Origin of the sequence: Neoluteolibacter marinus (genome assembly GCF_014904755.1) — a bacterium.
Taxonomy (GTDB): domain Bacteria; phylum Verrucomicrobiota; class Verrucomicrobiia; order Verrucomicrobiales; family Akkermansiaceae; genus Haloferula; species Haloferula marina.
The window spans coordinates 33,190-54,722 of record NZ_JACZFQ010000002.1 but is presented as its reverse complement, the minus strand read 5'-3'; the positions used below and the strand labels follow the sequence as shown (position 1 = coordinate 54,722).

General features: G+C 65.6%; 18 protein-coding genes. 9 read left to right on the top strand and 9 right to left on the bottom strand.

The window, feature by feature from the left end:
- The 5 genes from IG178_RS00325 to IG178_RS00305 all read right to left on the bottom strand — a co-directional run.
- The coding region (locus IG178_RS00325; protein WP_193210489.1) for an MFS transporter at positions 1-1,324 on the bottom strand (1,324 nt) is incomplete at its 3' end.
- Positions 1,325-1,459: 135 nt separating this feature from the next.
- Positions 1,460-2,131: a response regulator transcription factor gene (locus IG178_RS00320; protein ID WP_193210488.1), complete on the bottom strand. Its 672-nt coding sequence runs from the start codon at positions 2,129-2,131 to the stop codon at positions 1,460-1,462.
- Positions 2,128-3,648 (bottom strand): sensor histidine kinase, encoded by a 1,521-nt coding sequence (locus IG178_RS00315; protein WP_193210487.1) that lies wholly within the window; start codon positions 3,646-3,648, stop codon positions 2,128-2,130. Before IG178_RS00315 ends, IG178_RS00320 begins: the two co-directional genes overlap by 4 nt.
- Positions 3,649-3,680: 32 nt before the next feature.
- Positions 3,681-5,108, bottom strand: coding sequence for a hypothetical protein (locus IG178_RS00310; RefSeq protein WP_193210486.1), 1,428 nt, complete (start codon positions 5,106-5,108; stop codon positions 3,681-3,683).
- 25 nt (positions 5,109-5,133) lie between these two features.
- The gene (locus IG178_RS00305; protein WP_193210485.1) at positions 5,134-6,585 is read right to left on the bottom strand and encodes a hypothetical protein; all 1,452 of its coding nucleotides are present in this window, start codon (positions 6,583-6,585) and stop codon (positions 5,134-5,136) included.
- Between the two features lie 169 nt (positions 6,586-6,754).
- Here IG178_RS00305 and IG178_RS00300 point away from each other — a divergent pair, with 169 nt between their 5' ends.
- The 4 genes from IG178_RS00300 (at position 6,755) to IG178_RS00285 (ending at position 11,094) form a co-directional block, all read left to right on the top strand.
- Positions 6,755-7,903, top strand: a complete 1,149-nt coding sequence (locus IG178_RS00300) for a vWA domain-containing protein (RefSeq protein WP_193210484.1) — start codon at positions 6,755-6,757, stop codon at positions 7,901-7,903.
- Between the two features lie 48 nt (positions 7,904-7,951).
- Positions 7,952-8,650, top strand: a complete 699-nt coding sequence (locus tag IG178_RS00295; protein ID WP_193210483.1) for a response regulator transcription factor — start codon at positions 7,952-7,954, stop codon at positions 8,648-8,650.
- Entirely contained in the window at positions 8,647-10,377 is a 1,731-nt protein-coding gene (locus IG178_RS00290; RefSeq protein WP_193210482.1) for a sensor histidine kinase, read from the top strand. Before IG178_RS00295 ends, IG178_RS00290 begins: the two co-directional genes overlap by 4 nt.
- Positions 10,378-10,647: 270 nt before the next feature.
- Positions 10,648-11,094 (top strand): pyridoxamine 5'-phosphate oxidase family protein, encoded by a 447-nt coding sequence (locus tag IG178_RS00285; protein WP_193210481.1) that lies wholly within the window; start codon positions 10,648-10,650, stop codon positions 11,092-11,094.
- Here IG178_RS00285 and IG178_RS00280 read toward each other — a convergent pair.
- Both IG178_RS00280 and IG178_RS00275 read right to left on the bottom strand, forming a co-directional pair.
- Entirely contained in the window at positions 11,091-11,540 is a 450-nt protein-coding gene (locus IG178_RS00280) for a hypothetical protein (RefSeq protein ID WP_193210480.1), read from the bottom strand. The two genes, IG178_RS00285 and IG178_RS00280, sit on opposite strands and share 4 nt — an antisense overlap.
- A gap of 47 nt (positions 11,541-11,587) precedes the next feature.
- Positions 11,588-13,312 (bottom strand): hypothetical protein, encoded by a 1,725-nt coding sequence (locus IG178_RS00275; protein ID WP_193210479.1) that lies wholly within the window; start codon positions 13,310-13,312, stop codon positions 11,588-11,590.
- Between the two features lie 166 nt (positions 13,313-13,478).
- Here IG178_RS00275 and IG178_RS00270 point away from each other — a divergent pair, with 166 nt between their 5' ends.
- Genes IG178_RS00270 through IG178_RS00250 form a run of 5 tightly spaced genes read left to right on the top strand, consistent with a single transcriptional unit; the run spans position 13,479 to position 19,016 of the window.
- A complete protein-coding gene (locus IG178_RS00270) occupies positions 13,479-14,102 on the top strand; it encodes a GspH/FimT family pseudopilin (RefSeq protein ID WP_193210478.1) in 624 nt (207 codons plus the stop codon).
- Positions 14,102-14,611: a hypothetical protein gene (locus tag IG178_RS00265; protein WP_193210477.1), complete on the top strand. Its 510-nt coding sequence runs from the start codon at positions 14,102-14,104 to the stop codon at positions 14,609-14,611. Before IG178_RS00270 ends, IG178_RS00265 begins: the two co-directional genes overlap by 1 nt.
- A complete protein-coding gene (locus IG178_RS00260; protein ID WP_193210476.1) occupies positions 14,608-15,354 on the top strand; it encodes a PulJ/GspJ family protein in 747 nt (248 codons plus the stop codon). Before IG178_RS00265 ends, IG178_RS00260 begins: the two co-directional genes overlap by 4 nt.
- Positions 15,347-18,316 carry a type IV pilus modification PilV family protein gene (locus IG178_RS00255; RefSeq protein WP_193210475.1) on the top strand — a complete coding sequence of 990 codons (2,970 nt, stop codon included), beginning with the start codon at positions 15,347-15,349 and terminating at the stop codon, positions 18,314-18,316. The genes IG178_RS00260 and IG178_RS00255 overlap by 8 nt, the downstream gene beginning before the upstream one ends.
- A complete protein-coding gene (locus IG178_RS00250; protein WP_193210474.1) occupies positions 18,300-19,016 on the top strand; it encodes a hypothetical protein in 717 nt (238 codons plus the stop codon). The genes IG178_RS00255 and IG178_RS00250 overlap by 17 nt, the downstream gene beginning before the upstream one ends.
- 70 nt (positions 19,017-19,086) lie before the next feature.
- Here IG178_RS00250 and IG178_RS00245 read toward each other — a convergent pair whose 3' ends face one another.
- Both IG178_RS00245 and IG178_RS00240 read right to left on the bottom strand, forming a co-directional pair.
- On the bottom strand, positions 19,087-21,084 hold the full coding sequence (locus tag IG178_RS00245; protein WP_193210473.1) for a hypothetical protein: 1,998 nt from the start codon (positions 21,082-21,084) through the stop codon (positions 19,087-19,089).
- 7 nt (positions 21,085-21,091) lie between these two features.
- Complete coding sequence (locus tag IG178_RS00240; protein ID WP_193210472.1) at positions 21,092-21,493, bottom strand: hypothetical protein; 402 nt, start codon at positions 21,491-21,493, stop codon at positions 21,092-21,094.
- Positions 21,494-21,533: the final 40 nt, after the last annotated feature.

The window sequence follows — 21,533 nt, the reverse complement described above, 5'->3', positions numbered from 1 at the left end:
CTGATTCCAGCCGGGAAGCGTTAGACCGCCCGCCGCGCCAGGCCCACAGGAAGAAGATGCTGATGATCACCGCGAACACCGGCAGCTGCCACTGCAGCGCCGCGCGGAAGGCATCGTCGCCTGCCGTCAGCCGCAGCTGCGCGAGCAACATCGAAAAGCCGAGCGAACAGGCCCCGTAGCCCAGGTTGAAAGCCAGCCCGCGGACGCTCAGCAGAGTCGCCCGCTGCGACGACTCGGCCGAGGCATGCAGGTGACGGCTGACGGTGAAACCGACCAGGCCCAGTAGGGTCATCAGCAAAGCCGCCGGCAGCACCCCGAACCACGGCCAGGCGGACGCCAGCAGGGCCAGCGCAACGATCGCCAGCAGTGCCGCGATCCCCAGCACCCCGAGCGCGGAAAAGCGCTTGTTCAGCCGGGCGGCGATCGATGGCACGAAGAAACTGCCCGCACCGACTGCCGCACCGATCAGGCCGAAGGCCCATTCGGGGATCCCGATCAGCCGGTAATACTCGCTGTTCACCGTGGCGAAGTTCCGCGCCACCGAGTCAATCAACAAGCCGCCCAGGATCACCACCGCGATGCTCCGCGTCGTGAACGCCATCCGGGCCGTGCGCAAGGTCACCCGGAAAGCCGAGGCACAACGCGCCCGGACATTTCCCGACTCGTGCGGGGTCTCTTCCATCCGCATCGTGATCCACAGGCACAGGATCGCCTGGACAAATACCACCGCCACCGGCAGCCGATGCGCCACCTCGACCGGGATCGCCAGCCCGAGCCTGCGCAACCATTCCGGATCGTAGAGCAGGCCGCCGAGCGCCATCGCGACCAGGAAACCCGCCGCCCGCCAGCGCATTGCCGTGCCCATCACCTCGTCCCAGGCACCTTCGCGCCCTTCTTCCGGCAGCGAGTCGTAGGCAATCGCCTCGTCCGCGCCGCTCGCCGCCGCCTCGGATGTCCCCGACAGGAGGCGGTTCAGGATGCACAGGCCGAACAGCAGCGCCCCGCCATCCTTGGGAGCGACCAGCAGGATGCCCATCTCGACCACCATCAGCAGCGCCGAAAACACCAACAGCTTCTTCCGTCCCAGCGTGTCCGCCAACGCCCCCGACGGCACCTCGAGGGTGAAGATCGCCAGCGCCCACATCAGGTTGAGGAAGACGAAGCGCTCGATCGTCAACCCGAGGTCGGTGAAGAAGATCGCCAGCACCGGGTAATAGGCCCGGGCATTGTAGAGCACCGTGAACAGCACGTAGAGCCGCGCGTTCCGGTGGGCGAAGGGACCGCTACGACGGAGAAGGGCAAGCACGGGGAAGCTGTGGTCCATGGTGGGACGTAGCGCAACTTTGCAAGTTGCGGCAGCTCGCGGCGGCAACCGCCACTGGCTTGCCAACACACCTTGTGAGGTCCGCCTGTCCCCCGCGCAACTTGCAAAGTTGCTCGACTTCGCCCGCGGCGACGCTCACGGAAACCGGTAGCCGGCGCCGCGCACGGTTTCGATCAGCCGCGGCTTGGAAGGATCATCTTCGATCTTCTTCCGCAAGTTGAGCACGTGCTGGTCGAGCGTGCGGGACTCCGGGAAATACTCGAGTCCCCAGCATTCGTTCAGCAACTCGTCGCGCGTCACCACCTCGCCGCGCCGCTTGCAAAGGAGCGCGATCAGTTTCACCTCCCGCACCGTCAGCTCGATCTCCTCCTCACCCTGGCAGGCCACCAAGCGCTTCGGATAGATTCGCCATGGACCGAACTCCACCGCATCTCCCTGGCGCGGCTCGTCATGACGACGCAGCACCGCCCGCACGCGGGCCAGCAGCTCGTGCTTGCCGAAGGGCTTGCGCAAGAAATCATCCGCGCCGAGTTCCAATCCCAGCACCACGTCGACCTCCTCCGACTTCGCGGAAAGGAACATCACCGGCGTCCGGCGGTCCTCGCGGCGGATACTACGACAAACCTCGTAGCCGCTCGCACCCGGCATCATGATGTCCAGCAGCACCAGGTCCGGCCGGTGCTTTCTCCAAAAGTCCAGCGCCTCGATCCCGTCCCGCGCCGCTAGGACGACATGACCGTCGGCTTGGAGGAGCTCCGTGACCGCTTCCCGCGTCACGAGGTCATCCTCCGCCAGCAAGATGGTCATTCCCGCCTCCTTTCCCCGAGCGGGATCACCAGGCGGAACTTCGCACCTCGCACGGTCTCGGCCAGCTGAAGGCGGCCACCCATCCGCTCCGCGAGGTCGCGGCTGATCGCGAGGCCCAGGCCGGTGCCGCTCACGCCTTCATCGATGCGGCTGCCCCCGCGCTCGAAGGGAAGGAAGATCCGGCTCCGGGCTGCCGCGGGCACGCCGGGGCCATCGTCCTCCACTTCGATCGTCAGGGTATCCCCTTCGTTCGTCATCCGCAGCGCGGCGTTCGCTCCTTCGCCGGCATACTTCTCCACGTTCGAAAGAAGGTTCGAAAGGATTTGCGACAGCGCATCGCGATCCAGGCGCAGATCTCCCTGCGGAGATCCATCGTAGCGGCAGCGGATCGACTTCCGTTCGAAGAGCGGCGCGAAGCTTTCCCGCAGCTCACCGATCACCGCGCCGACATCGCAGTACGAGGCATGGGATTCCGCGGTGCCGCGTTCGATGCGGGCGAAGGCGAGCACATTGTCCACGATGCGGGACAGCCGCGACGTTTCCTCACGGATCAGCCCGAGCCGTCGACCCAGCTTGCCTCTATCACCGGGCAAGTCGTCGAGCGCGAGGTCCGTATTCAGCAGCAGGTTGGTCAGCGGCGTGCGCAGCTCATGGGACACGCGGTTCACGAAACTGACGCGCTCCGCCGCCACGCGCATCGCCTTTTTCTGCCAGGACGCCACCGCGATGCCGCCGCTTGCCAGAAGACCACCGATCAATAATCCACCGCCCAGCACCGGCAGGCGATAGCTGGTCTCAATCCGCACCGGGTAGTGCCGCCGCAGCGCCCAATCCCCGAAGCGTGAGACGTGGCGCAGGATTTCATCGGGCTTCCGGTCCGTCGGTGCAGGCTGCCCGGAGGCCAGCCACACCTTTCCCAGCGGATCCGTCCACGTCAGCGAGCCCGGCTCATCCTCGGGCAAGAGCTTCCGTGCGATCAGGTCGTTCTCGACGATCGGCACGCCCGCCAGGGGATCGAGTTGGAGGATCACCGCATTGCGGCCATTGCCCTGACGCCAGGCGAGGGGCCGGCCGAGTGATTCCACCCAGCCGCCGCCTGCAGCCACATCCCCATTCGCGATCTTCCATTCATCGGCCCCGCCGCGGGCGAAACGCTCGAGAACGGGGCGCAGCTCGATCGGGCGGCCATCGAAGCGCCGCTGGCCACGCTCGGGCTCGTGGAGATTGGGATTCAGCCACGAGCATTGGACGATTCCCGGCACCTGGGAGTCGGCCGCGTTGATCCCGCCGTCCAGCAGGCGGGTGGCCTCCGTCTCCACGGCCTGCTGCCAGAAGGCTTCCAGGATCCCGATCCGTCGCGCGCTTTCCCGGAAAGCATCGTCCACCCGGTTGCCCGGGGGCTTTTCGGCGAGGTGCTCCACCTTCCGCGCCAGCACGATCCCCGCGCCCGCCACCAGCGCGGCCAGCAGTGCCGAGACCGCGAGGGTCCAAGCCCAAGGTGGGGGATGGTGGCGCATGGGCATGATCTAGCGATGAGTCGTGAGAACTGTCACTCCACTTTGACGAAGGCCAGTACGAGGTGGTCGTGGTCGATTTCGCCCTTCTCCTTGAAGGCGGCGCCGCTGCCGACGAGCATCCATTCCCCGCGCTTCAGCCGCAGCGTGGTCCACCAATGGTTTTTGGAGAAGCGCGGCATCGTCATGTCGGCCACCCACTCGCCATCGCGCAGGACCCGATGATGGACCGTGAAGCCGCTGTGGATGACGCGATCCATCTCGATTTTCAGCAGCGGGCCGCCGGGATCCTGCAAGATTTGACTCGTCAAATGAGAGCCAACGTTCCGGGTCTCGAAGGAAGTGGCCGTGGCGAATTCCAAGCGCGAATCCTTTCCGTCCTCCGAGGTGGTGCGCCGGCAGGGTTCATACTCGGTGGGATAAATGACTTCGTTTACATCCTCGATCAGCGTCGTGGCCCCGGTTCGCCCGGCACCTGACAAGGTCCGGACAATCTCGACACCCCCATCCTGGCTCCATCCCTCCAGCACTTCATTGAGTTCCTTCGCCACGCTGCCGAGCTCGCGCTCTTGCAGCCAATCGGAAAGCTGCCGTTGCTCGACCTGGATCAGCCGCATGGAAAGCAGGTAGTCCTCCGGCAAGGGATCGTCGGCAACCGGTTCATCCGTCACCGGATCATTCCGGAAGAAGATCAGGCGGACCGGGCGATCCGGGGCCTGCTCCGGATCGGTCTGATTGCCGTCCGGATCGTCCTTCGCCCCCTTCACCACCGGCTCCGGAAGATTCTCATCGTCCCGCGACACCAGGCGGGTCATGCCCGCGGGATGCCTCACGTCGCCGTCTTCCCTGCCGGTGTCGGCCACTTGATCATTCAACGCACCCGGCACCCGGAAAACGCGGAAAACGCGGAAAACGGGCTTGAAGATGTCATCGGTCTCCCGGGTCTCTTCGGTGAGCTTGTCCCACGGCTGTTGAGACAGCATTTTCGTCATCTTGTGCTCCGCGCGCACCACTAGCCCGTCTTTTTGTCGAATCCCCGCGCCTGTGATCTCGTAGCCCACCCCTCTGGTCTCGAAGGAGGTGGGAAGCTTCCACTCACCTTCCTGTCCGGCGGGTAAAAGCTCGGTGGCATAGATCTGCTCGAGGACAGACTCGTTCTTGAAGTCACGGCCCGTGATTCCGGCGCTGAGCGTGGAGAAATCGAGCGTGGCTCTGCCGTCGGCGATCCAGTCTTGGACGGCGGCGCGAAACTCGCCCGCGTCCTTTTCATCCGGGTGACCGGCCAGCCAGCCATCGACCAGATCCGCAGGAGCAAGGATGTGCTCTTCCAAGCTCAGGAAGGACTCACCGGCCTCGGCGGGCGGTGCCTTTCGGGTGGTTTGCTTCAGGAAGGGATTCTCCTCTTGTGCCGGGCAAAGCGATGCGGCCGCGAGCAGGTAGATGCATAATGAAATGGTTTTCATGATCTAACAAAGGGTTGGGATTTGCTCAATCGAGCTTGATGAAAGCCAGCACGGTATGATCGGGGTCCACGTCGCTGTCCTCGGCAAAGGCTCCGCCGCTGCCGACCAAGGTCCACTCGCCTCGCCCCAACCGCAGGGCGGTGACCCAGGAATTCGTGGAGAAGCGAGGGAAGGTGATGTTCGGCTCCCACTTGCCGTCGCGCAGGATGCGATGGTGCACCGTGTCACCGCCATGAATCACGCGCTCCAAAGAGAGCTGCATCAGCAGGCCGTTCTCGTCCGTGGTCAACTCGCTCTGCACGGAACTCCCGACATGCCGCGACTCAAAGGAAGTCGGCGTGGCGAACTCGAGCTGCGAGGCTTTCCCATCGGCACCCGGGACGCGCTTTCCCGGTTTGTACTCCGTCGGGTATTCGATCGGCTTGATGTCCTCGATATGGCTTTTGACTCCTTTTTGGACCTCGCCCGAAAGCGTGCGGATGATCTTGGCCGAGCCGTCCTTGAGCCATGACTCAACGGCTTGATTGAGTTCCTTGTCCGCGGAGTTCAAGTCGCGCTGCTGCAGCCAATCGGAAAGCTGGAAATGGTCCACCTGGATCATGCGCATGGTAAGCGGGATGTCATCCGGCAGCGGCTTGTCGTTGTCCGGAGGATCTTCGATCGACTCACCGCGGAAGAAGACGAGCCGGACCGGACGATCCGGAGCCAGGCCGGCCGGCTTTTCATACTCGGGCACGTTTCCGTTCGGCTCCTTGGCCCCCGGCTCCGACAGGTCGTCATCGGCCCGCAAAACCAGGCGGGTGTTTCCTGCGGTGTAGCTGGGAAGACTCTTCTTGGGTCCGACGAACTTCCCGGGTGCGAAGGGATCATTCGACATCTCCGGCTTGTCGAGGGGGATCGACTGGGAGTTGCGGACGCTGCGGAAGCGCGGGATGAATATATCAGAAGGCTCGCGGGTCGCTTCGGCCAGTCGGTCCCAGGAGCCGTGGGACAGCATCCTGACCGTGTCGGTTTCCGCACGGACGACCAGTTGGCCTTGCTCGCGGATCGCATCGCCTTCGAGCGAGTAACCGAGGTTCCGGGTCTCGAAAGAAGTCGGTAGTTGCCATTCGTCGCGTCCCTTGGCGGGGTGATACTCGGTGGCGTAGATTTGCTCGATCTTCGTCTCGTTCGTGAATCGGCGGCCGACGATGCCGGCGCTGAGTGCGGAGTGATCAAGCACCGCCTTGTCGTCGGCGATCCACTCCTGGGCGGCGGCGCGGAGTTCGTCCGCGCCGTCCGCCAGCGACCGGTCTTGCAGCCAGGCATCGAGCAGATCGGAGGGGACGAGGATGTGCTCTTCCAGGGTAAGGAAGGATCCGCCTGCATCAGCGAGCGGGGCCTTCTTGGCGGGCTCTTTCAGGAAGGGATTCTCCCCCTGCGCCAGGCAGGGCGATGCGGCTACGAGCAGGGAGACCAATGACGGAATGAGATTCATGGTAGAGGAGGAGCGGACTCACGCTCCGATGCCAATGCTGGCCGATTCTGCAAAGGCCCGCGCCAAACGACGATCAAGCTTGTGCAAAATCTTCGCAAAACGGGCGACGGGCTGAATTTACAGACCCTTGACGGACGGCCGCGCCGCGGAGCGCTAGGAAAGGCGTGTTATGAAAATCAACATTCCCTTCTCCGCGCGGCTGGCGGCCGCCGCCTTGATCGTTTCCTCCGCCTTCGCGAAAGGCCAACTGCCCAGCGACGAGCCGGCCAACAAGGTCCAGATCGCGCTGCTGCTCGATACCTCCAACAGCATGGACGGCCTGATCGACCAGGCGAAGACCCAGCTCTGGAAGGTCGTCAACACCTTCAACACCGCCAAGCGCGACGGCAAGGTGCCCTTCGTGGAAGTGGCGCTCTACGAGTATGGCAACAACGGCCTCGAGGTGGGCAACCACTGGATCCGCCAGGTCGAGCCGTTGACCCGCGACCTCGACGAGATCAGCCGCGAGCTCTTCGCTTTCAAGACCAACGGCGGCGACGAATACTGTGGCGCGGTGATCCTGCGGGCCCTGTCGGATCTTTCCTGGGACCCCTCGCCAAACACCTACAAGGTGATCTTCATCGCCGGCAATGAACCCTTCACCCAAGGTCCCGTCGATGCCCGCCAGGCCTGCCGCGACGCGATGGAGAAAGGCATCGTGGTCAACACCATCCACTGCGGCAACCGCGACGAGGGCATCGCCGGCTCCTGGCACGACGGCCCCGCGCTGGCCGGCGGCAAGTACCTCGCCATCAACCAGGACAAGGCGGTGGTCCACATCGACGCGCCGCAGGACAAGGAAATCTCCGACCTCGGGGTCCAGCTGAACAAGACCTACCTCGGCTACGGCAAGGACTGGCGCGCCTCCGCGGTGAAGCAGCAAGCCGCCGACATGGATGCCATCGCCAACGCCTCCAAGGGCGCGGCGACCCAACGGGCCCTCACCAAGGCCACCGCGAACTATTGCAACGGCAACTGGGACCTCGTCGATGCCTGCAAGGACGGCACGCTCAAGCTCTCGGAGGTCAAGGACGCCGAACTCCCCGAAGCCATGCGGAAGATGAGCCTCGCCGAACGCGAAGCCCACGTCGCGAAGATGACCGCCGAGCGGGCGAAGCTGCAGGCGCGCATCCAGGAACTCGGCCGCCAGCGCGACGCCTTCGTCGCCGAGGCCGCCCGGAAGCAGGCGGAGACAACCGGCGAGAAGACCCTCGACCAGGCGATCGCCGGAACGGTGAAGGACCAGGCCTCCGCGCTCGGCTATGAGTTCGGCAAGTAAGCCGGTTTCCACCGCTCCCGATTTCGTGTATTGCCTGTCCCGACGTCCATGACCGACAGCACCATCCTCGTCATCGAAGACGACGCCGCGATCCGCCGCGGGGTCGTCGACGCGTTGGAATACGGCGGGTATCGTACGTTGGAAGCCGGCGACGGGACCGGCGGGCTGGAACTGGCGCTGAAGGCGAACTACCGGCTGCTGCTGCTCGACCTCGTGCTCCCCGGGCGCGACGGCTTCTCGATCCTCGCCGAGCTGAAGAAGAAGCGTCCCGGCCAGCCGGTGATCATCCTTTCGGCCCGCGGCGAGGAGAACGACCGGGTGCGCGGCCTCGGCCTCGGCGCGGACGACTACGTGATGAAGCCCTTCAGCGTGCGCGAGTTGCTCGCCCGCGTCGAAGCGGTGATGCGGCGGACCTGCGAACGACCCGCCCCGGCGGACGAGCACCCGCTGCCCGGCGGCAAGGTCGACCTCGCCTCCGGCCGGATCGACTTCACCGACGGGACCGATGCCCTGCTTTCCGAGCGCGAGACCGACCTGCTGCGCTACCTCCTGGACTCGTCGGGCCGGGTGGTGTCGCGCGACGAGATCCTCCGCCACGTGTGGGGCCTCGACCCGGCGCGCACCGAGACCCGCACCCTCGACATGCACATCATGCACCTCCGCACCAAGCTGCGCGACCGCGACCAGGAGATGCTGGTGACCGTCCGCGGCAAGGGCTGGAGATTCCACTCCCGGCAGCCCACATGAAGGCCTCGCGCAACTGGTTGGTCTGGACGACCCTCGTCCTCTGCGCGGCGCTGGTCCTGGGCGCGATGGGCTGGCTCACGCAGCGCGCCCTCGACTCGGAGCGGGAGCGCTCCGGGGCGGAGGCGAAGGCGGATCTTGAGGAACGGACCCGCCTCGCCCTGTGGCGGATGGACGCCGAGGGCGCCGCCATCTTGTTAGGCGAAAACCGCCTGTCCTCGCGCGGCTACAGCGACCTCGTCGACGACAATCCGGCGGTGAAGCTGCGCTTCGAATCCAGCGGGACCGGCGTGCTCCGGTCGAAAGGCAGCGTCCAGGCACTGGGTGAACTGGGCGCCTTGTTCCAAAAACATCCGTTGCCGCTGGAGGGCGGCGAGTTGCTCCGCTGCGTGCTGGAGAAAAGCGAGGAGACCTGGCAGGCCATGCCGAAGGACGCGGCCGACGACAAGATGCAGAACCTCGACCTCCGCAATACGTGGGGATCCTCGAAAGCCCGCAGCGCACCCACTTACCAGAGTGGATTCAACAAGGCGGAAAAGGCCCAGCGGGCGAAGGTCGTCGATCAGACCGTGGCCAACGGCTACCTCCAGCAGGAAGCGGCCCCGCAGGCGGACAGGACGGACGCCCTGCAGGTTCCGGAATCAGTCGACACCGGGACGATGCGCGCGGTGTGGATCGGCGGCGAACTTTTCCTGCTCCGGCAATTGTCGGTCTCGACTCCCCTGCTGCCTTCGTCCGGCGTCCGTGTCCAGGGCGCCTGGCTCGATGCGGAGACGGTCCGCCTCCGTCTGCTCGACGAGATCACCGACCTGCTGCCCGCCGCGACCCTGGTCGCACTGCCGGGCCTGCCGGATTTCTCGAATCCGGGCGCCAACGATCCCCTGGCCCTGGTGTCGTTCCCGTTCCGCCTGGAGACCCACGAACTCCCGCAAGCGCTCGCCGCCCCCCTCGGCGGCCCGCTCCGCGCCGGCTGGATCGCGGTGATCGTGGCGATCGCCGCGGTCGCACTGCTGGTCCGCGGCATCCTGCGGCTGAGCGAACGCCGGGCATCTTTCGTTTCGGCGGTGACCCACGAGTTGCGCACCCCGCTGACGACCTTCCAGCTCTACTCCGACATGCTGCAGAGCGGCGCAGTGAAGGAAGAGAAGCGGGGCGACTATTTCAAGACCCTGCACCGCGAGGCGGGCCGCCTTTCGCACCTGGTCGAAAACGTGCTGGCCTTCTCCCGCATCGAACGCGGCAGCGCCCGCGCGGCTCCGCGCGAAACGGGTGCCGGGGGGCTCGTGCAACCGATGCTCGAACGCTTCGGCGACCGGCTGCAGGAAGCCGGGCTGCAGCTCGAGGTCGACCTCGAGGAGTCCGCCTGGCAATCGAAGGTCCGGGCCGATCCCGCCGCGGTCGAGCACGTGCTCTTCAACCTGTTCGACAACGCCGCCAAATATGCCGCCGGATCGTCCCCCGCGCAGGTTCGGCTGACGGCGGAGGTCCGTGGCAGCTTCCTCGCCGTGATGGTGGCCGACCATGGCCCGGGGATCCCGGCCAGGGAAGCGGGGCGTGTCTTCCATGCCTTTCACAAGTCGGCAGCGGCCGCCGCAGAAAGCCGGCCGGGGGTCGGTCTCGGCCTCGCCCTGTCGCGCCGGCTCGCCCGAGCCGGAGGCGGTGACCTGAAGCTGGAGGAGAGCGATGGCGGTTGCCGCTTCGTGCTCACCCTGCCGCTTGCCCGGGGCTAGGCCGGACAAAACGGGAGCGTGGCCGCCATGAAAGCCGCAGGCCCTCGGACTGCTGCGATCCTTCGCAGCTCTCGAGTGCAGGGATGATGTCGCTTGAGCGGTGCTTGGAAGGGGTCGAGAAGGATCGCTTCGGCCTTCAGGTGAAGCATGCGGTGCCCTTCGCCCTGAAAGCTGCGAAGGATCGCAGCAGTCCAAGGGCGGCTGCGCCGCGGATCACCGTTTGAAGCTTTCCACTGGCATTCGCCGGCAGCCGGTGAATCCTCGTTCGACATGGCCCGACCGAAACCCGCCCCCGTGGATCCCGCCGAGCTTCCCGAGCTGGCGAAGGCGACGATGAAATCCGCCAAGTTCCCGATGCTCGCAACCGACGACCGGGGTCAGCCGCGGTTGCGACCGGTGTCGCCCGTGAAGGTGGACGGCTTCACGGTGTGGGTGGCGAACCTGCGCAGTTATCACAAGACCGGGGAAATCGCCGCCAACCCGCGGGTCGAGCTCTGTTATCTGGACGAGCACCATCACCAGGTCCGCATCACCGGCAGCGCCGCCATCGAGGGTGATGCGGAATTACTGGCAGCCATCTGGGACAAGAACCCGCTGCTGCGCTCCTACCTCGGCACGCCGGACAACCCGGAATTGGTCGTCTATCGCATCGATCCCGAACGCGTCCGCTACATGCGCGAATGGGCGCTGGAGTATCACGAGGTGCCGCTCCGTTAGGGACGGCCGGACTGCGAATCCAGCCAAGCGGCGGGATCGGTCCGTGACCACGTCGCAACCAATCCGGACACGACTCCCGGGTTCGTGTTCGCCCCGATGGATCGCTTGAGCCGCACCCACGACTGCAGATAACGGACCCGCGGTACCGGCCGCAAGGTGCGCAGGAAGCGATACACTTCCCAGAGTTCGGAGCGGCTGACGATCCCGTCGTCATAGATCAGATTGATTCCAGTGGTCCATTTCAGGGCGAGCGACTCGCGGGTTTGGCCTTGGATATAATACAAGCCACGCTCGCGCCATGAGGCTGGCTCCGGGGTCACTCCGTCGATCGCGACGACGCCGGTGTTCTGCGGGGTCCCGGTTTCCGGCCCGCCGCTACCAGGCCCGATTTGACCGGACGCCGGGATCGCGAGCGACATGACCAGAAAGCAGGAGAGACGTTTCATTATCTGGGAAGTTGAGGGTTCATCATGGTACTGGCCAGCACCAACATTCACCGGAACAAGGCCTCCACGCCCATCGCCGACTTGCGCAGGAATTTCGGCACCGCCTTGCTCTTGCCCGGCCTGAAGAGGCGGAAGACCAGTCCGAGCAAGTTCAGGGTGAGGATGTGGTCGATCACCCGGTAGCCGCGCTGGCGGCGCAGGAACAAGCTCGAGATCCAGCCGAGCGTCTGGCGCTTCACCTTGAAGGGCTCGAACGACACCTTGATCCGGTAGCGCTGCCGCGTCGCCGCCGGCCAGGCCTTCTTGTAGGCCTTCTTCGAGGTGCGGATGCGTTCGACCAGGTCGGGGTCGAAGGGCAGGAAGTAGTAACGGCGGGCGAGCCGGACCAGGTGGCAGAAATCGCGCCAGTGCTCGATGTCCGCCACCGGCAGGTCCGCCGAGCGGGCCAGCTCGATCATCCGCGGGAACAGGGCGTAGGCGGCCTCGCCCTCGCGCAGCGCGCGCTCCGGGTCGGCCACGAAGTGGCGCAGCACCTTGCGCACGGCGTGGTTGATGAACAGGCAGTCCCAGTAGACATGGAGCAAGGGAGGGATGCGGACGCGACGGAAGAACAGCTTCTGGGAGGCGAATCCCCCGATGTAGTGGAGCTCTTTCACCACCGTCTCGGCATGGCGCAGCAGCTCGAGCACGGCCGCGGCCCGCTCCTCGCCGACGACGGCCTCGACGGCGTCCTCCACCGGCTCCTGGTAGCGGAAGATCCGCAGCGCGACGACGGCGTTGAGGCGCAACCAGATGTCGCTTTGATCCTGCTCGAGGAAGGCGAGGCGGCGGAAACGGTGCCATCCGCCGGTCTGGCACCACACCGAGATGCCGGCCAGGTTGGCGTCGCCCTTGAGTTCGCGGGCATACTGTTCGCAATCCCAGCCGATGAAACTGGGGTACTCCCCCGCCCCTTCGTACTCCCGCCGCGCCTGGAGCTCGACGATCTTGCGGTGAGGCGTGCGGAAGAAAGCCCGGTTCAGCGGCAGGTAGCGGAAGAAGTCGCTCTCCCCGTATTTCATCGAAAGGATGAAGCTCGGCGAGGCGATCCCCTTCAGCGCTTCCGCCAGGGTCCGGCGATGCCAGATCAGGTCGCCGACCCTGTGCGCGCCGACGGTCCAGGTCCGCAGGATCAGGGTGCGGCCGTGGTTCTCGAAGATCGGCAGCAGGTTCGCCAGCAGCCGGTTGGTTTCCTTGGCGCTGCGGACGTGGAGGCGGGTCCGGATGGGGTCCTTGACGTCCACCCCGTCACTTTCGCCGATCCTCAGGACGAGCCCGCGCACCTGCGGGAAGTCGCGGAGAAACCCGTCGACCAATTCGCGGTAGAAGGCTTCCAGCTTGCCACGATCGCCGCCGGTCGCGGCCTCCACCGCCGGCGTGACCGGCAGGACGTCGGAGGTCAGGTAGATGTCCAGACCGGCTTCGGCGATGATCCCGAAGAGCTCCGCGAATTCTTCGCGGTAAACCGCGACCCGGGCGGCGACATCCTCCTCGTGCAGCGCATGAACGGCGAGATGGGCAAGGTCATCCAAGGTCACCGCATTGAAGCCCGCGGCCGCGGCTTCACGGGTGAATCTACGCATGTCCTCGCGGATGCCGGCCCATTGCAATTCGCGCGCCTCACCCGCGGTCTCAAGGTGGGTGAACGGGATCTTCGACCAATTGATGCGCCGCCGCTCGTAGCCACGGAAGAAGGGCCCGATGGCATCAATCAGAAAGATCTCCGGCGGCATGATTCCTGCAACGTACGCGTCACATGAACCCGGGGGAAAGGACCTGTATTTGACGGGATCGTCGCAATCCCGGATTTGTGAGGCGACGCCAGGCAACCGACGCCTTGCGTGTTTACTTCGTGGTGGCGTCCCGTCAGTGTCTCATTTGCCCTTCCGTCTTCGTGCCGTGAATTCGCCCGCCCCCCATCGCCAGCCTGCCGGCTTCAGCCTCATCGAATTGATGATGGTGATGGTGATCGCCGGCATCCTGCTGACGATCGGCTTCTCCGTGTTCGGGCGCTCCGCGGTCACCGCCCGGCGCACCGCGACCGACGAGTTTGCCGCGGCGGTCGAGCAAGCCCGGACCAGCGCGATCACCCGCCGCAAGAATGTCGTGCTGGCGGTCGCCCCGCCGGTGGCCGGCAGTTCCGACCAGATTTGCCGCTTCGGCCTTTTCGAGGTCGATGACTTGCCTGACGGCGAAGGCAATCTCACCGGCCGGCAAGTCCAGCGGTGGAATTCGATGCCCCAGAATGTCATCCTCCTCGACGGCAAAATCGAGGGACTGCGCAACGTGATGGACGAGGACGCGGTTCAGCTCACGTGGAAGGACGGCAAGAATCACGCCCAGGTTCATCCGCTGGTCTTTTCACCGCGCGGCGGCCTGGTGTGGCCGACCGGGTCGGATCCGGTCGCGGTCAAGATCGGCACCGGCAACTACCGCGACGGCCAACCCCGCGAGGTCTCCGGCGGCGGCCACAATTCCATGCGCATCGGCCGGGTGGTTGCCCGCCCCTGGCGACTTGACTGATGAAAGCCGGCATCCAACGAGGCGGCGGGAACCGCGGCATTTCCCTGGTGGAGACGATGGTGTCCATCGGGGTGCTCGCAGTGGTCGCACCGCTGGCCCTGGCAGCCATGCTCAAGGCCGGTGAAACCGGCACCGCGGCCAAAGCGGAAACCCGCGCCCCGGTCATCGTCGAAGCCTGCCTGGCGGAGATCCGCATCGCCCGCGACAGCGAGTCCGCCCATCTCCCCAAGCTGAACCCGGGCGAAGCGTTCGGGACCGGCGACCCGCTCAGCCTCGCCTTCCGCCGCGACGGCACCCTGGCCGGTGCCGTTCCCCCGGGCGGTTACGAAACGGGGATCGACCGGCTGGGCAGCGACGACATCGCCTTTCTCGCGACGGTCGAAGGCGACCTCGACACCTCCCGCAGCGGGTTCCCCGACATGCTCAAGGTCACCGTCACCGTCGAGGCCCCGGCAACCGCCCCCGTCCACAAACGCAAGCACCTGGAGTTCGTCACCAAACTGCCATGACCGGGCCACGCCGAAATCCCCGCGGCTTCACGCTGTTGGAAGTGATGGTCACCATGGCCATCGGCTCGGTGCTGCTGCTGGTCGCCGCGACCCTGCTCGGCGGAGCCGGCCAGACCTATGACCGCGGATCCGGCAGCGTCGCCGCGGAGCGCGAGGCCCGCGCCGTGTTGACCCAGCTGGGCGAAGATTTTTCCAAGGCGGAATGGCACGACGACACCGTCTTCGAGCCGCAAGGCGAGGGCTGGAAGCAGGACCGGGTCGGCTTCCTTTCCCTGCAGCCGGACGACGCCCAGTCGAAAGGCGGCCGGACCGGTGACCTCTGTGCGCTGCACTACTACGTGAAGGACATCGAGGTCGGGAACTCCGTCGTGCGCTGCCTGATGCGCGGCTTCCACGAAAGCGGTGAAGTGTTCCCGGAATTGCTCACCGGCTCCGTCGGGTCGCTGTTCGACGAGCAGGATGTCGATGAACCGGTCGCCTTCGGCGTGCTTTCGTTCGAAGCCACGCCGCTCGTTCTCGCCGAGGCCACCGGGAAGTACGAAGACTGGAAGCCCGGCGGCGCCGAGCCGCAGCCCGACGCGGTGCGCGTCCGGCTGGTCATCGCCCGCCGCGAGCTGCTGGGGAAACTCACGTCGACCAAGGAGTGGGACTCCAGCCCGCTGCGCGGCAATCCGACCGAAGCCGCCAACAACCGCGACCTCGAGGTCTACGAGGTGATCCAACGATTCGGCAACAATGCGTGACCGCCCCCCATCCCGGACCCAGGCCGCCGGCTTCACCTTGCCGGCGATCATGGTCGTCGCCGCCGCGCTGCTGATTCTCGCCGTCGGCCTGATGGCGGTGATCAGCATCGAGCGCAAGACCGCGCGCTCCTTCGCCGACGCCAAGCGCGCCGAGCTGGCCGCCCGGGCCGGCCTCGAGGATTTCCGGGCATCACTGCGCACCGAAACCGCCAATGACGACTACCTCATCATCGGCGGCACTCCCGAGGTGGAGCCGACGGAAGGCCACGAGCTTCCCGCCAGCCTGTTCATCGCCCGCGGTTCCGGCGGCGAGGACGACGTCAGCTACCGATACATCCCGCTGTTCAGCAGCAACGAGCTGCCCGCCACCAGCGGGACCCTGGAAGCCCCGGAGATCGCGATCGGCAGCGAGGAAGACGATGACAGCGATGGCAAGTTCGCGACCATCGCCGGCCCGCCGTGGCTGGATTCCCCGCAGGCCGAGTGGGTCCCGGTGGAGGATGAAAACGGCGACGTCGTCGCCCGCTACGCCTACTGGGTCGAAGACCTCCAGGGAAAGATCGATGCCACGACCGCGGGCAACAACGAAGGCCCCGACGGTGGCAACGCCCGCAACGAGTACCCCTTCCCCGCCAGCGGCATCAACCCCGAGCCGCCCGCCGACGACGAGCTGAAACTCGACCAGGTCGCGATCCACGTGCTGGATCCGATGGCTCCCCGCGACGGCGACGGCAAGCTGGTGCAGAAGATCGTCAACGGCCGGCCGGCCATGGTGTCGCCGGAATCCATCGTCGCGGCCACCGGCCATGAAGCACCGCTGGTCCGCGACGAGTACGGCCTGCTGGAGGATCCCGTGGCCGCGGCCCTAGAGAAGAGCGCCAGCCCGGTGATCCGTCACTACGAGGAGCAGCCGACCGTCCCCTACGCCGCCGGGATTTCGGAAGAGTATGCCGGCCAGCCGAAGCTCAACCTCAACGCCCTGCTCGAGAAGCCGAGGGCCACCGCGGTCGATGAGTTCGCCAACTGGGTCGGCAATGCCCTGCCCGATTTCGAACAGCGCAAGGGCGGGTTCCCGGACGACTACCTGCGCACCCTCGCGGCGAACGCTTTCGACTACGCCGACACCGACAACGACCCGACGCTCTCCGACGACAACTACCGCGGGGTCGACGGCTACCCGTTGGTCAGCGAGTTCCTGATGAGCTTCCACTGGGACAGCGTGCTCCGCGAAGACGGGCGCCTGTTCGTGGTGATCACCGTCAGCACCTTCGTCGAGCTCTGGAACATGACCAACCAGCCGGTCGAAGGCGAAGGGCAGGTCTCGTTCGAGACCAAGTTCGACTTCGTCTCCGGCGCCAATCCGGGAATCGTCTTCGAAGAACAGGCGGAAGACCCCGAAGTCGCCACGCCGGTGGCCACCAAGGAAGACGGCTACCTCTGGCACCAGCCGTTCCAGGTGACCCTGAAGCCGGACGAGTACCAGGTTTACCCGTCGCGGATCCAGTTGAAGATCGACGTCGGCCCGGCCTCGGGTTTCGTCCAGAGCCCGATCCAGATCTACAGCAACCAGCAGGACCAGCACTCCGGCTACCACTTCCGCTGGAACAAGCAGATCGTGGATCAATCGCGCAGCCAGACCTGGAAGGCGGGCGGAACCATCTACTATCCCGACGACACCAAGAGCAAATCCCGGCAGTTCGTCCGGGCCACCATCCCGGCCCACAGCCACTCGACCGCGGGCGGGAACTCCGGCCCCTTCCAGAACAACATGGGTGACCCGCGGATGGCCTTCTACCTCGGCACGCCTCAGGCCGCGAACGCCTACCCCAACAACTACAGCCCGCACCGCCGCAACATCCGCTGGGAAAACGTCTATCGCTCCGACCTCGCCGCCAAACCCAAGGTCTACGGCCGCGTGCTGCCGTCCGAGTGGCCCGACATCGGCCACGACAGTCCCTACGGCACGCGCCCGTCGCTGAGCGCCGACGACCAGCGCATCGACCCCGTCGACCCGAGCTTCCTTTCCGGCCGGCCGACCCCCGTCGCGGAGCAGGCGCCGATGCGTTTGTCGAACCTTGGACGCTTCTACAGCGCGATGGAGTTGGGCAAGGTCTACGACCCGATCATGTGGCAGCCCGCCTACGACAAGATCTTCGACACCAGTTCGATCCGCGGCGGCACCATGCCCACGAGCCAGACCTCCTGGCCCGGCGTGAACACCTTCTCGGTTGCCAGCCAGAGCTACGGCGGCGGCAACACCCTGCGCATCGGCCGGGCGGAGCATCCGCGCTTCGAAGTTCCCGGCTGGCACGCCGCCCATCTCCTCGACCTCTTCCATGCCGGCGAGTCGACCTCCCTGGACGCCGCCGAACGCGAGGGCAACCTGGTGGAGATCGCCGGCAACGTGAACCTCAACACCGCCAGCGCCGATGCCATCCGGGCGCTCGCGGCCGGCACCCTGAAGCAGGACCCGCTGCTGTGCTTCGCCCCGTCGAAGAGCCACCAGACGACCTCGCTGATGGCCGCCCCGACCCAGCCCCTCGAACTCGGAGCCCCGACCGACAGCAAGTTCGCCGATCACGTCGCCGAGGCCATCCTGCGCTCGCGCCCCTTCGCCTGTGCCGCCGACATCGCCTCCGCCCGCGACAAGAACGACGAGCCGGTGTTCGGCAACCGCGACATGTATTCTCAGGGCAACAAGATCCACTGGACCGACTCCGCCGCCGAGGAAGTCTTCGGGCGGGTCTATGAGGCTTCCACGCTCCGCTCCCGCAACTTCCGCGTCTGGGTGATCGGCCAGGCCCTCGCTCCGCCACCGCGCGGATCGAATGCGGACCCCGAGATCCTTTCCGAAAGCAAGAAGGCCTTCACCGTTTTCGCCGACCCCGGCGAGCGCAACGACGACGGCACCATCAACCCGAGCACTTACCGACCCCGAGTGATCCATGAGAACGACTTCTAACCGACGCCCCGCCACCATGCGCGCGTGGTGGGCCCTGCTGCCCGCCCTCTTCCTCGCCGCGCTGCCGTTGGCCGCCCAGGAAGCCCCGCCGAAGGTCGGCTTCATCCGCCTGATCAATGCGGTGGCCCCCGGCACCGGCAACGCGCATCTCGAGATCGACGGCGAGGACCAATACCCGAAGGGCTACAAGCTGGGCCAGCGCACCGGGGGGATCGGCCTGCTCGCCGGCTCGAAGAAGGTTACCGTGAAGCGCGACGGGGCCGAGACTGGCACCACCTCCGTCACCGTGGGCGTGGGGGAAACCGTTAGCCTCATCGCCTTCGCCGAAAAGGTGCCCGCGAAGGATGACGAGCCGGAGAAATGGGAGATCAAGATCCTCCGCCTCAAGCAGCGTGATGCCGAGAGCGGCTACCGGCTGACCGTGATCAGCGTCAACCGCGATCCCGAAACGCTCTTCGCCCTGGCGCGCGAGGGTGTCGAAGAGAAGGAAGCCAGCAGCGTCAAGCGCCTGCGCACCACCACCATCGACCTCGGCAAGCAAGCCGGCGACATCGGCATCTTCCTCCGCAACGCCGAGACGCCGCTGACCTTGTTCCGTCCCGACGCGGCCGGAAACTACGTCGTGGTCCTCTACGACGACGTCGACGGTTCCGTCAAAGCGGTCTCCTACTACGATCCGAAGTTTGTGATCGCGGGTTGAGGCCCGGAGGTCCCGCTCGCCCCCGCCGGTTCGCGGGAACCGCCCGACGGCGATTCCCGGCATCCCGACCTCACTCGTCCGCCTGCGCGGCCGATTTGGATTCGCGGTCGGGCAGGATCTCGTCGAGCATCCGCTGGATGCCGGCGTCCGCCATGTCGCTGCGCGGATAAATCGAGCGGGCCTTCAGGTACCAGGACAGCGCGGAGCCGACCTGCTTGTCCTTGCGCTCCTCGAAGTCGCGCGCCCGGTTGAGGGCCTTGGTGAAGTCGGCGACATCGGGAGCCAGCCTCTCGAGTTCGGCGCCCAGCTTCGGATCGTCGGGGAATTCCTTGCGCAACGCGGCGAGTTGCTCCCAGGCCGCGTAATCCTGGCCCATCTTGCTGAACTCCTTCGCCTTCTCCAGCGCACCCTCGATGCGCGTCAGGTTGGTCACGATCTGCTTGAAGGCATCCTCGCGGCGCGGATCGCCGGCAATGGCCGGGGCTATCTCGTACTGGCGGCGGAACACCTCGCGGTAGTTCTGCTCGCTCAGCAAGCGGTCGAAGTCGTTCTTCGCCACCGCCATCGTGCCGCCGGCTTCCACCAGTCGGTCGAACTCGGCCAGCTTGGGGTTCTGCGGCCACACTTCCATCGCCTTCTGGATCTCCTGGGCGGCCTTCTCGTTGTCGTTCTGCGATGCCGCGAGCTTGGCGGCATTGATGTGCATGTCGCTGACCCGGGTGAAGGTGGCGATCGCGGCTTCCGCCTTGGTGGCGTCGAAGTCGCCCGACTCGCCCTTCAGCTCGGTGGCAAGATCCCTGGCGGTGCCGTAGTCCTTCACGTCCAGCGCCGCGATGAGCTTGTACGACTTGCGGACGAACTCGAGGACCTTGCGCTTCTCGGTCCGCGGCAGGACCCGGATCGACGGCATGTATTCGCCGACCATGTAGGCCTCGCTGAGGCGCTTGGCGGCGCTCTGGAGCTCGTTCTTCTCCACCAGGAACTTGAAGGCCTCGACGCCCTGGTCGACGTCGCGGATCGCCTCGCTGGCCAGCGAATCAAGGGCCGACACTGTCGGGCTGGTGCCGAGGCTCTCGCTGAACAACTTCGACATGTCGGACTTCTTGTCGATGTGCAGCTTGCTGTCGCCGTCGCGGAAAATCTGGTTGTAGAACCGGGAGGCCATCACCACGTGCTCGAAGCGGCGCTGGACGAAGAACTGCATCATCAGCGCCTGGTACTGGACCTTGGCCTGGAAAATCTGGATCTCCCCCTTCGAGAGGTTCTCCTTCTTCATCCCCTCGATCTCATCGATCCGTCGTTCACTCTCGCGGTAGGACAGCGAGTCGACGCCGGTGCCGTCCGCCGTATTGCCCTGGTTCTGGGTCTGCTGGTTGTTGTTATTGTTGTTCCGGTTGTTCCCGTTCTGGTTGTTGCCGTTCTGATTGTTATTGTTGTTGTTCCCTCCCTGGGGTCCGAACGAACGGCGGTCACCGGTGCGGGTGCCCTTGGCGAGAATGTCAGCGTTGCGGATGACGCGCTGCTTTTCCTCCTCCATCGCGGCATTCAGGGCCCGGGTGGCATTTACATCCTTCTTTGCCAACACCGCGGTGTAGATCGCCTGCGAGAGCGAGTCGCACAACTTGGCGTCCGCCGGGAACGACGACGCCTTTGGCAGCAGGCGAACGCCACCGGCGAAATCGGGACCGCCCTCATGGTGGGGCGAGACGAACTCGAGGATCTCGTCGATGGTGTCGCGGTACTCCTTGGCGGCCTCGTTGTCCTCCTCGGGCTCGTTCAGGTAGCGCTCGAAGCGGGCGGCAACCAGCCGGTTGTCGGTGCCTGCCCAGGTGTGGCCGTTCCATGAAACGGTCTCGGCCGAGGGGTCGAAGAAGGGCAGCTCGTTGCCATAGGGCGATCCGGCCGGCTTCTTCTCCGGTTCGCGCTGGATCGTGGTGTCGTTGCCACCACTGCGGGCCGGCGGATTGGTCGCGCGGTCGCGGACGTCCGGGTGCAGCACCTGGGCGTGGGAAACGGCGGCGGTGGCCAGCAGGGCGGCAAGCGTGCCGGATGGGGAAAAGGTTCTCATGGCGTGATCAGAGGCGGTTGATTTCAGTGGCGACCGGAATGCCCCCCTGGCGGAACTTCACTTTGATCGCGTAGCTCTGCTCGCGTTCGATGTTGAGGTCGGTGAACTCGGCGGGGATCTCGATCCCGACGTATTCGCTGCCGCCGGGCGAATCGACCTTCAAGCTCACCACCTGGCCGCGATCGGGGGTCCAGCGGAGCTTTTCATCGACCGTGCCTTCGATGACATATTCGTTGCCGCGCAGCTGATTGGCATTTTCCAGCATGTCGGTCATGTCGATCTGCGCCCCGCTGATCGAGTCCCGCTTGTTTCCGAGCAGAGCCTTGCCGCCAAAGAAGGCGGCGGCCACGAACACGGCGATCCCGATGAGGATGCCGGGGTTGATTCCTGAGCTGGCGCGTCGTGCCATGTGAGTTTTGTTAAAGGGTAAGTTGGCGGATAACTAAACG

Excerpts from the sequence above, each read along its gene's own strand:
- IG178_RS00320 (WP_193210488.1), bottom strand. The coding sequence starts at position 2,131 with ATGACCATCTTGCTGGCGGAGGATGACCTCGTGACGCGGGAAGCGGTC.
- IG178_RS00315 (WP_193210487.1), bottom strand. The coding sequence starts at position 3,648 with ATGCGCCACCATCCCCCACCTTGGGCTTGGACCCTCGCGGTCTCGGCA.
- IG178_RS00310 (WP_193210486.1), bottom strand. The coding sequence starts at position 5,108 with ATGAAAACCATTTCATTATGCATCTACCTGCTCGCGGCCGCATCGCTT.
- IG178_RS00305 (WP_193210485.1), bottom strand. The coding sequence starts at position 6,585 with ATGAATCTCATTCCGTCATTGGTCTCCCTGCTCGTAGCCGCATCGCCC.
- IG178_RS00300 (WP_193210484.1), top strand. The coding sequence starts at position 6,755 with ATGAAAATCAACATTCCCTTCTCCGCGCGGCTGGCGGCCGCCGCCTTG.
- IG178_RS00295 (WP_193210483.1), top strand. The coding sequence starts at position 7,952 with ATGACCGACAGCACCATCCTCGTCATCGAAGACGACGCCGCGATCCGC.
- IG178_RS00290 (WP_193210482.1), top strand. The coding sequence starts at position 8,647 with ATGAAGGCCTCGCGCAACTGGTTGGTCTGGACGACCCTCGTCCTCTGC.
- IG178_RS00285 (WP_193210481.1), top strand. The coding sequence starts at position 10,648 with ATGGCCCGACCGAAACCCGCCCCCGTGGATCCCGCCGAGCTTCCCGAG.
- IG178_RS00280 (WP_193210480.1), bottom strand. The coding sequence starts at position 11,540 with ATGAAACGTCTCTCCTGCTTTCTGGTCATGTCGCTCGCGATCCCGGCG.
- IG178_RS00275 (WP_193210479.1), bottom strand. The coding sequence starts at position 13,312 with ATGCCGCCGGAGATCTTTCTGATTGATGCCATCGGGCCCTTCTTCCGT.
- IG178_RS00265 (WP_193210477.1), top strand. The coding sequence starts at position 14,102 with ATGAAAGCCGGCATCCAACGAGGCGGCGGGAACCGCGGCATTTCCCTG.
- IG178_RS00260 (WP_193210476.1), top strand. The coding sequence starts at position 14,608 with ATGACCGGGCCACGCCGAAATCCCCGCGGCTTCACGCTGTTGGAAGTG.
- IG178_RS00255 (WP_193210475.1), top strand. The coding sequence starts at position 15,347 with ATGCGTGACCGCCCCCCATCCCGGACCCAGGCCGCCGGCTTCACCTTG.
- IG178_RS00250 (WP_193210474.1), top strand. The coding sequence starts at position 18,300 with ATGAGAACGACTTCTAACCGACGCCCCGCCACCATGCGCGCGTGGTGG.
- IG178_RS00245 (WP_193210473.1), bottom strand. The coding sequence starts at position 21,084 with ATGAGAACCTTTTCCCCATCCGGCACGCTTGCCGCCCTGCTGGCCACC.
- IG178_RS00240 (WP_193210472.1), bottom strand. The coding sequence starts at position 21,493 with ATGGCACGACGCGCCAGCTCAGGAATCAACCCCGGCATCCTCATCGGG.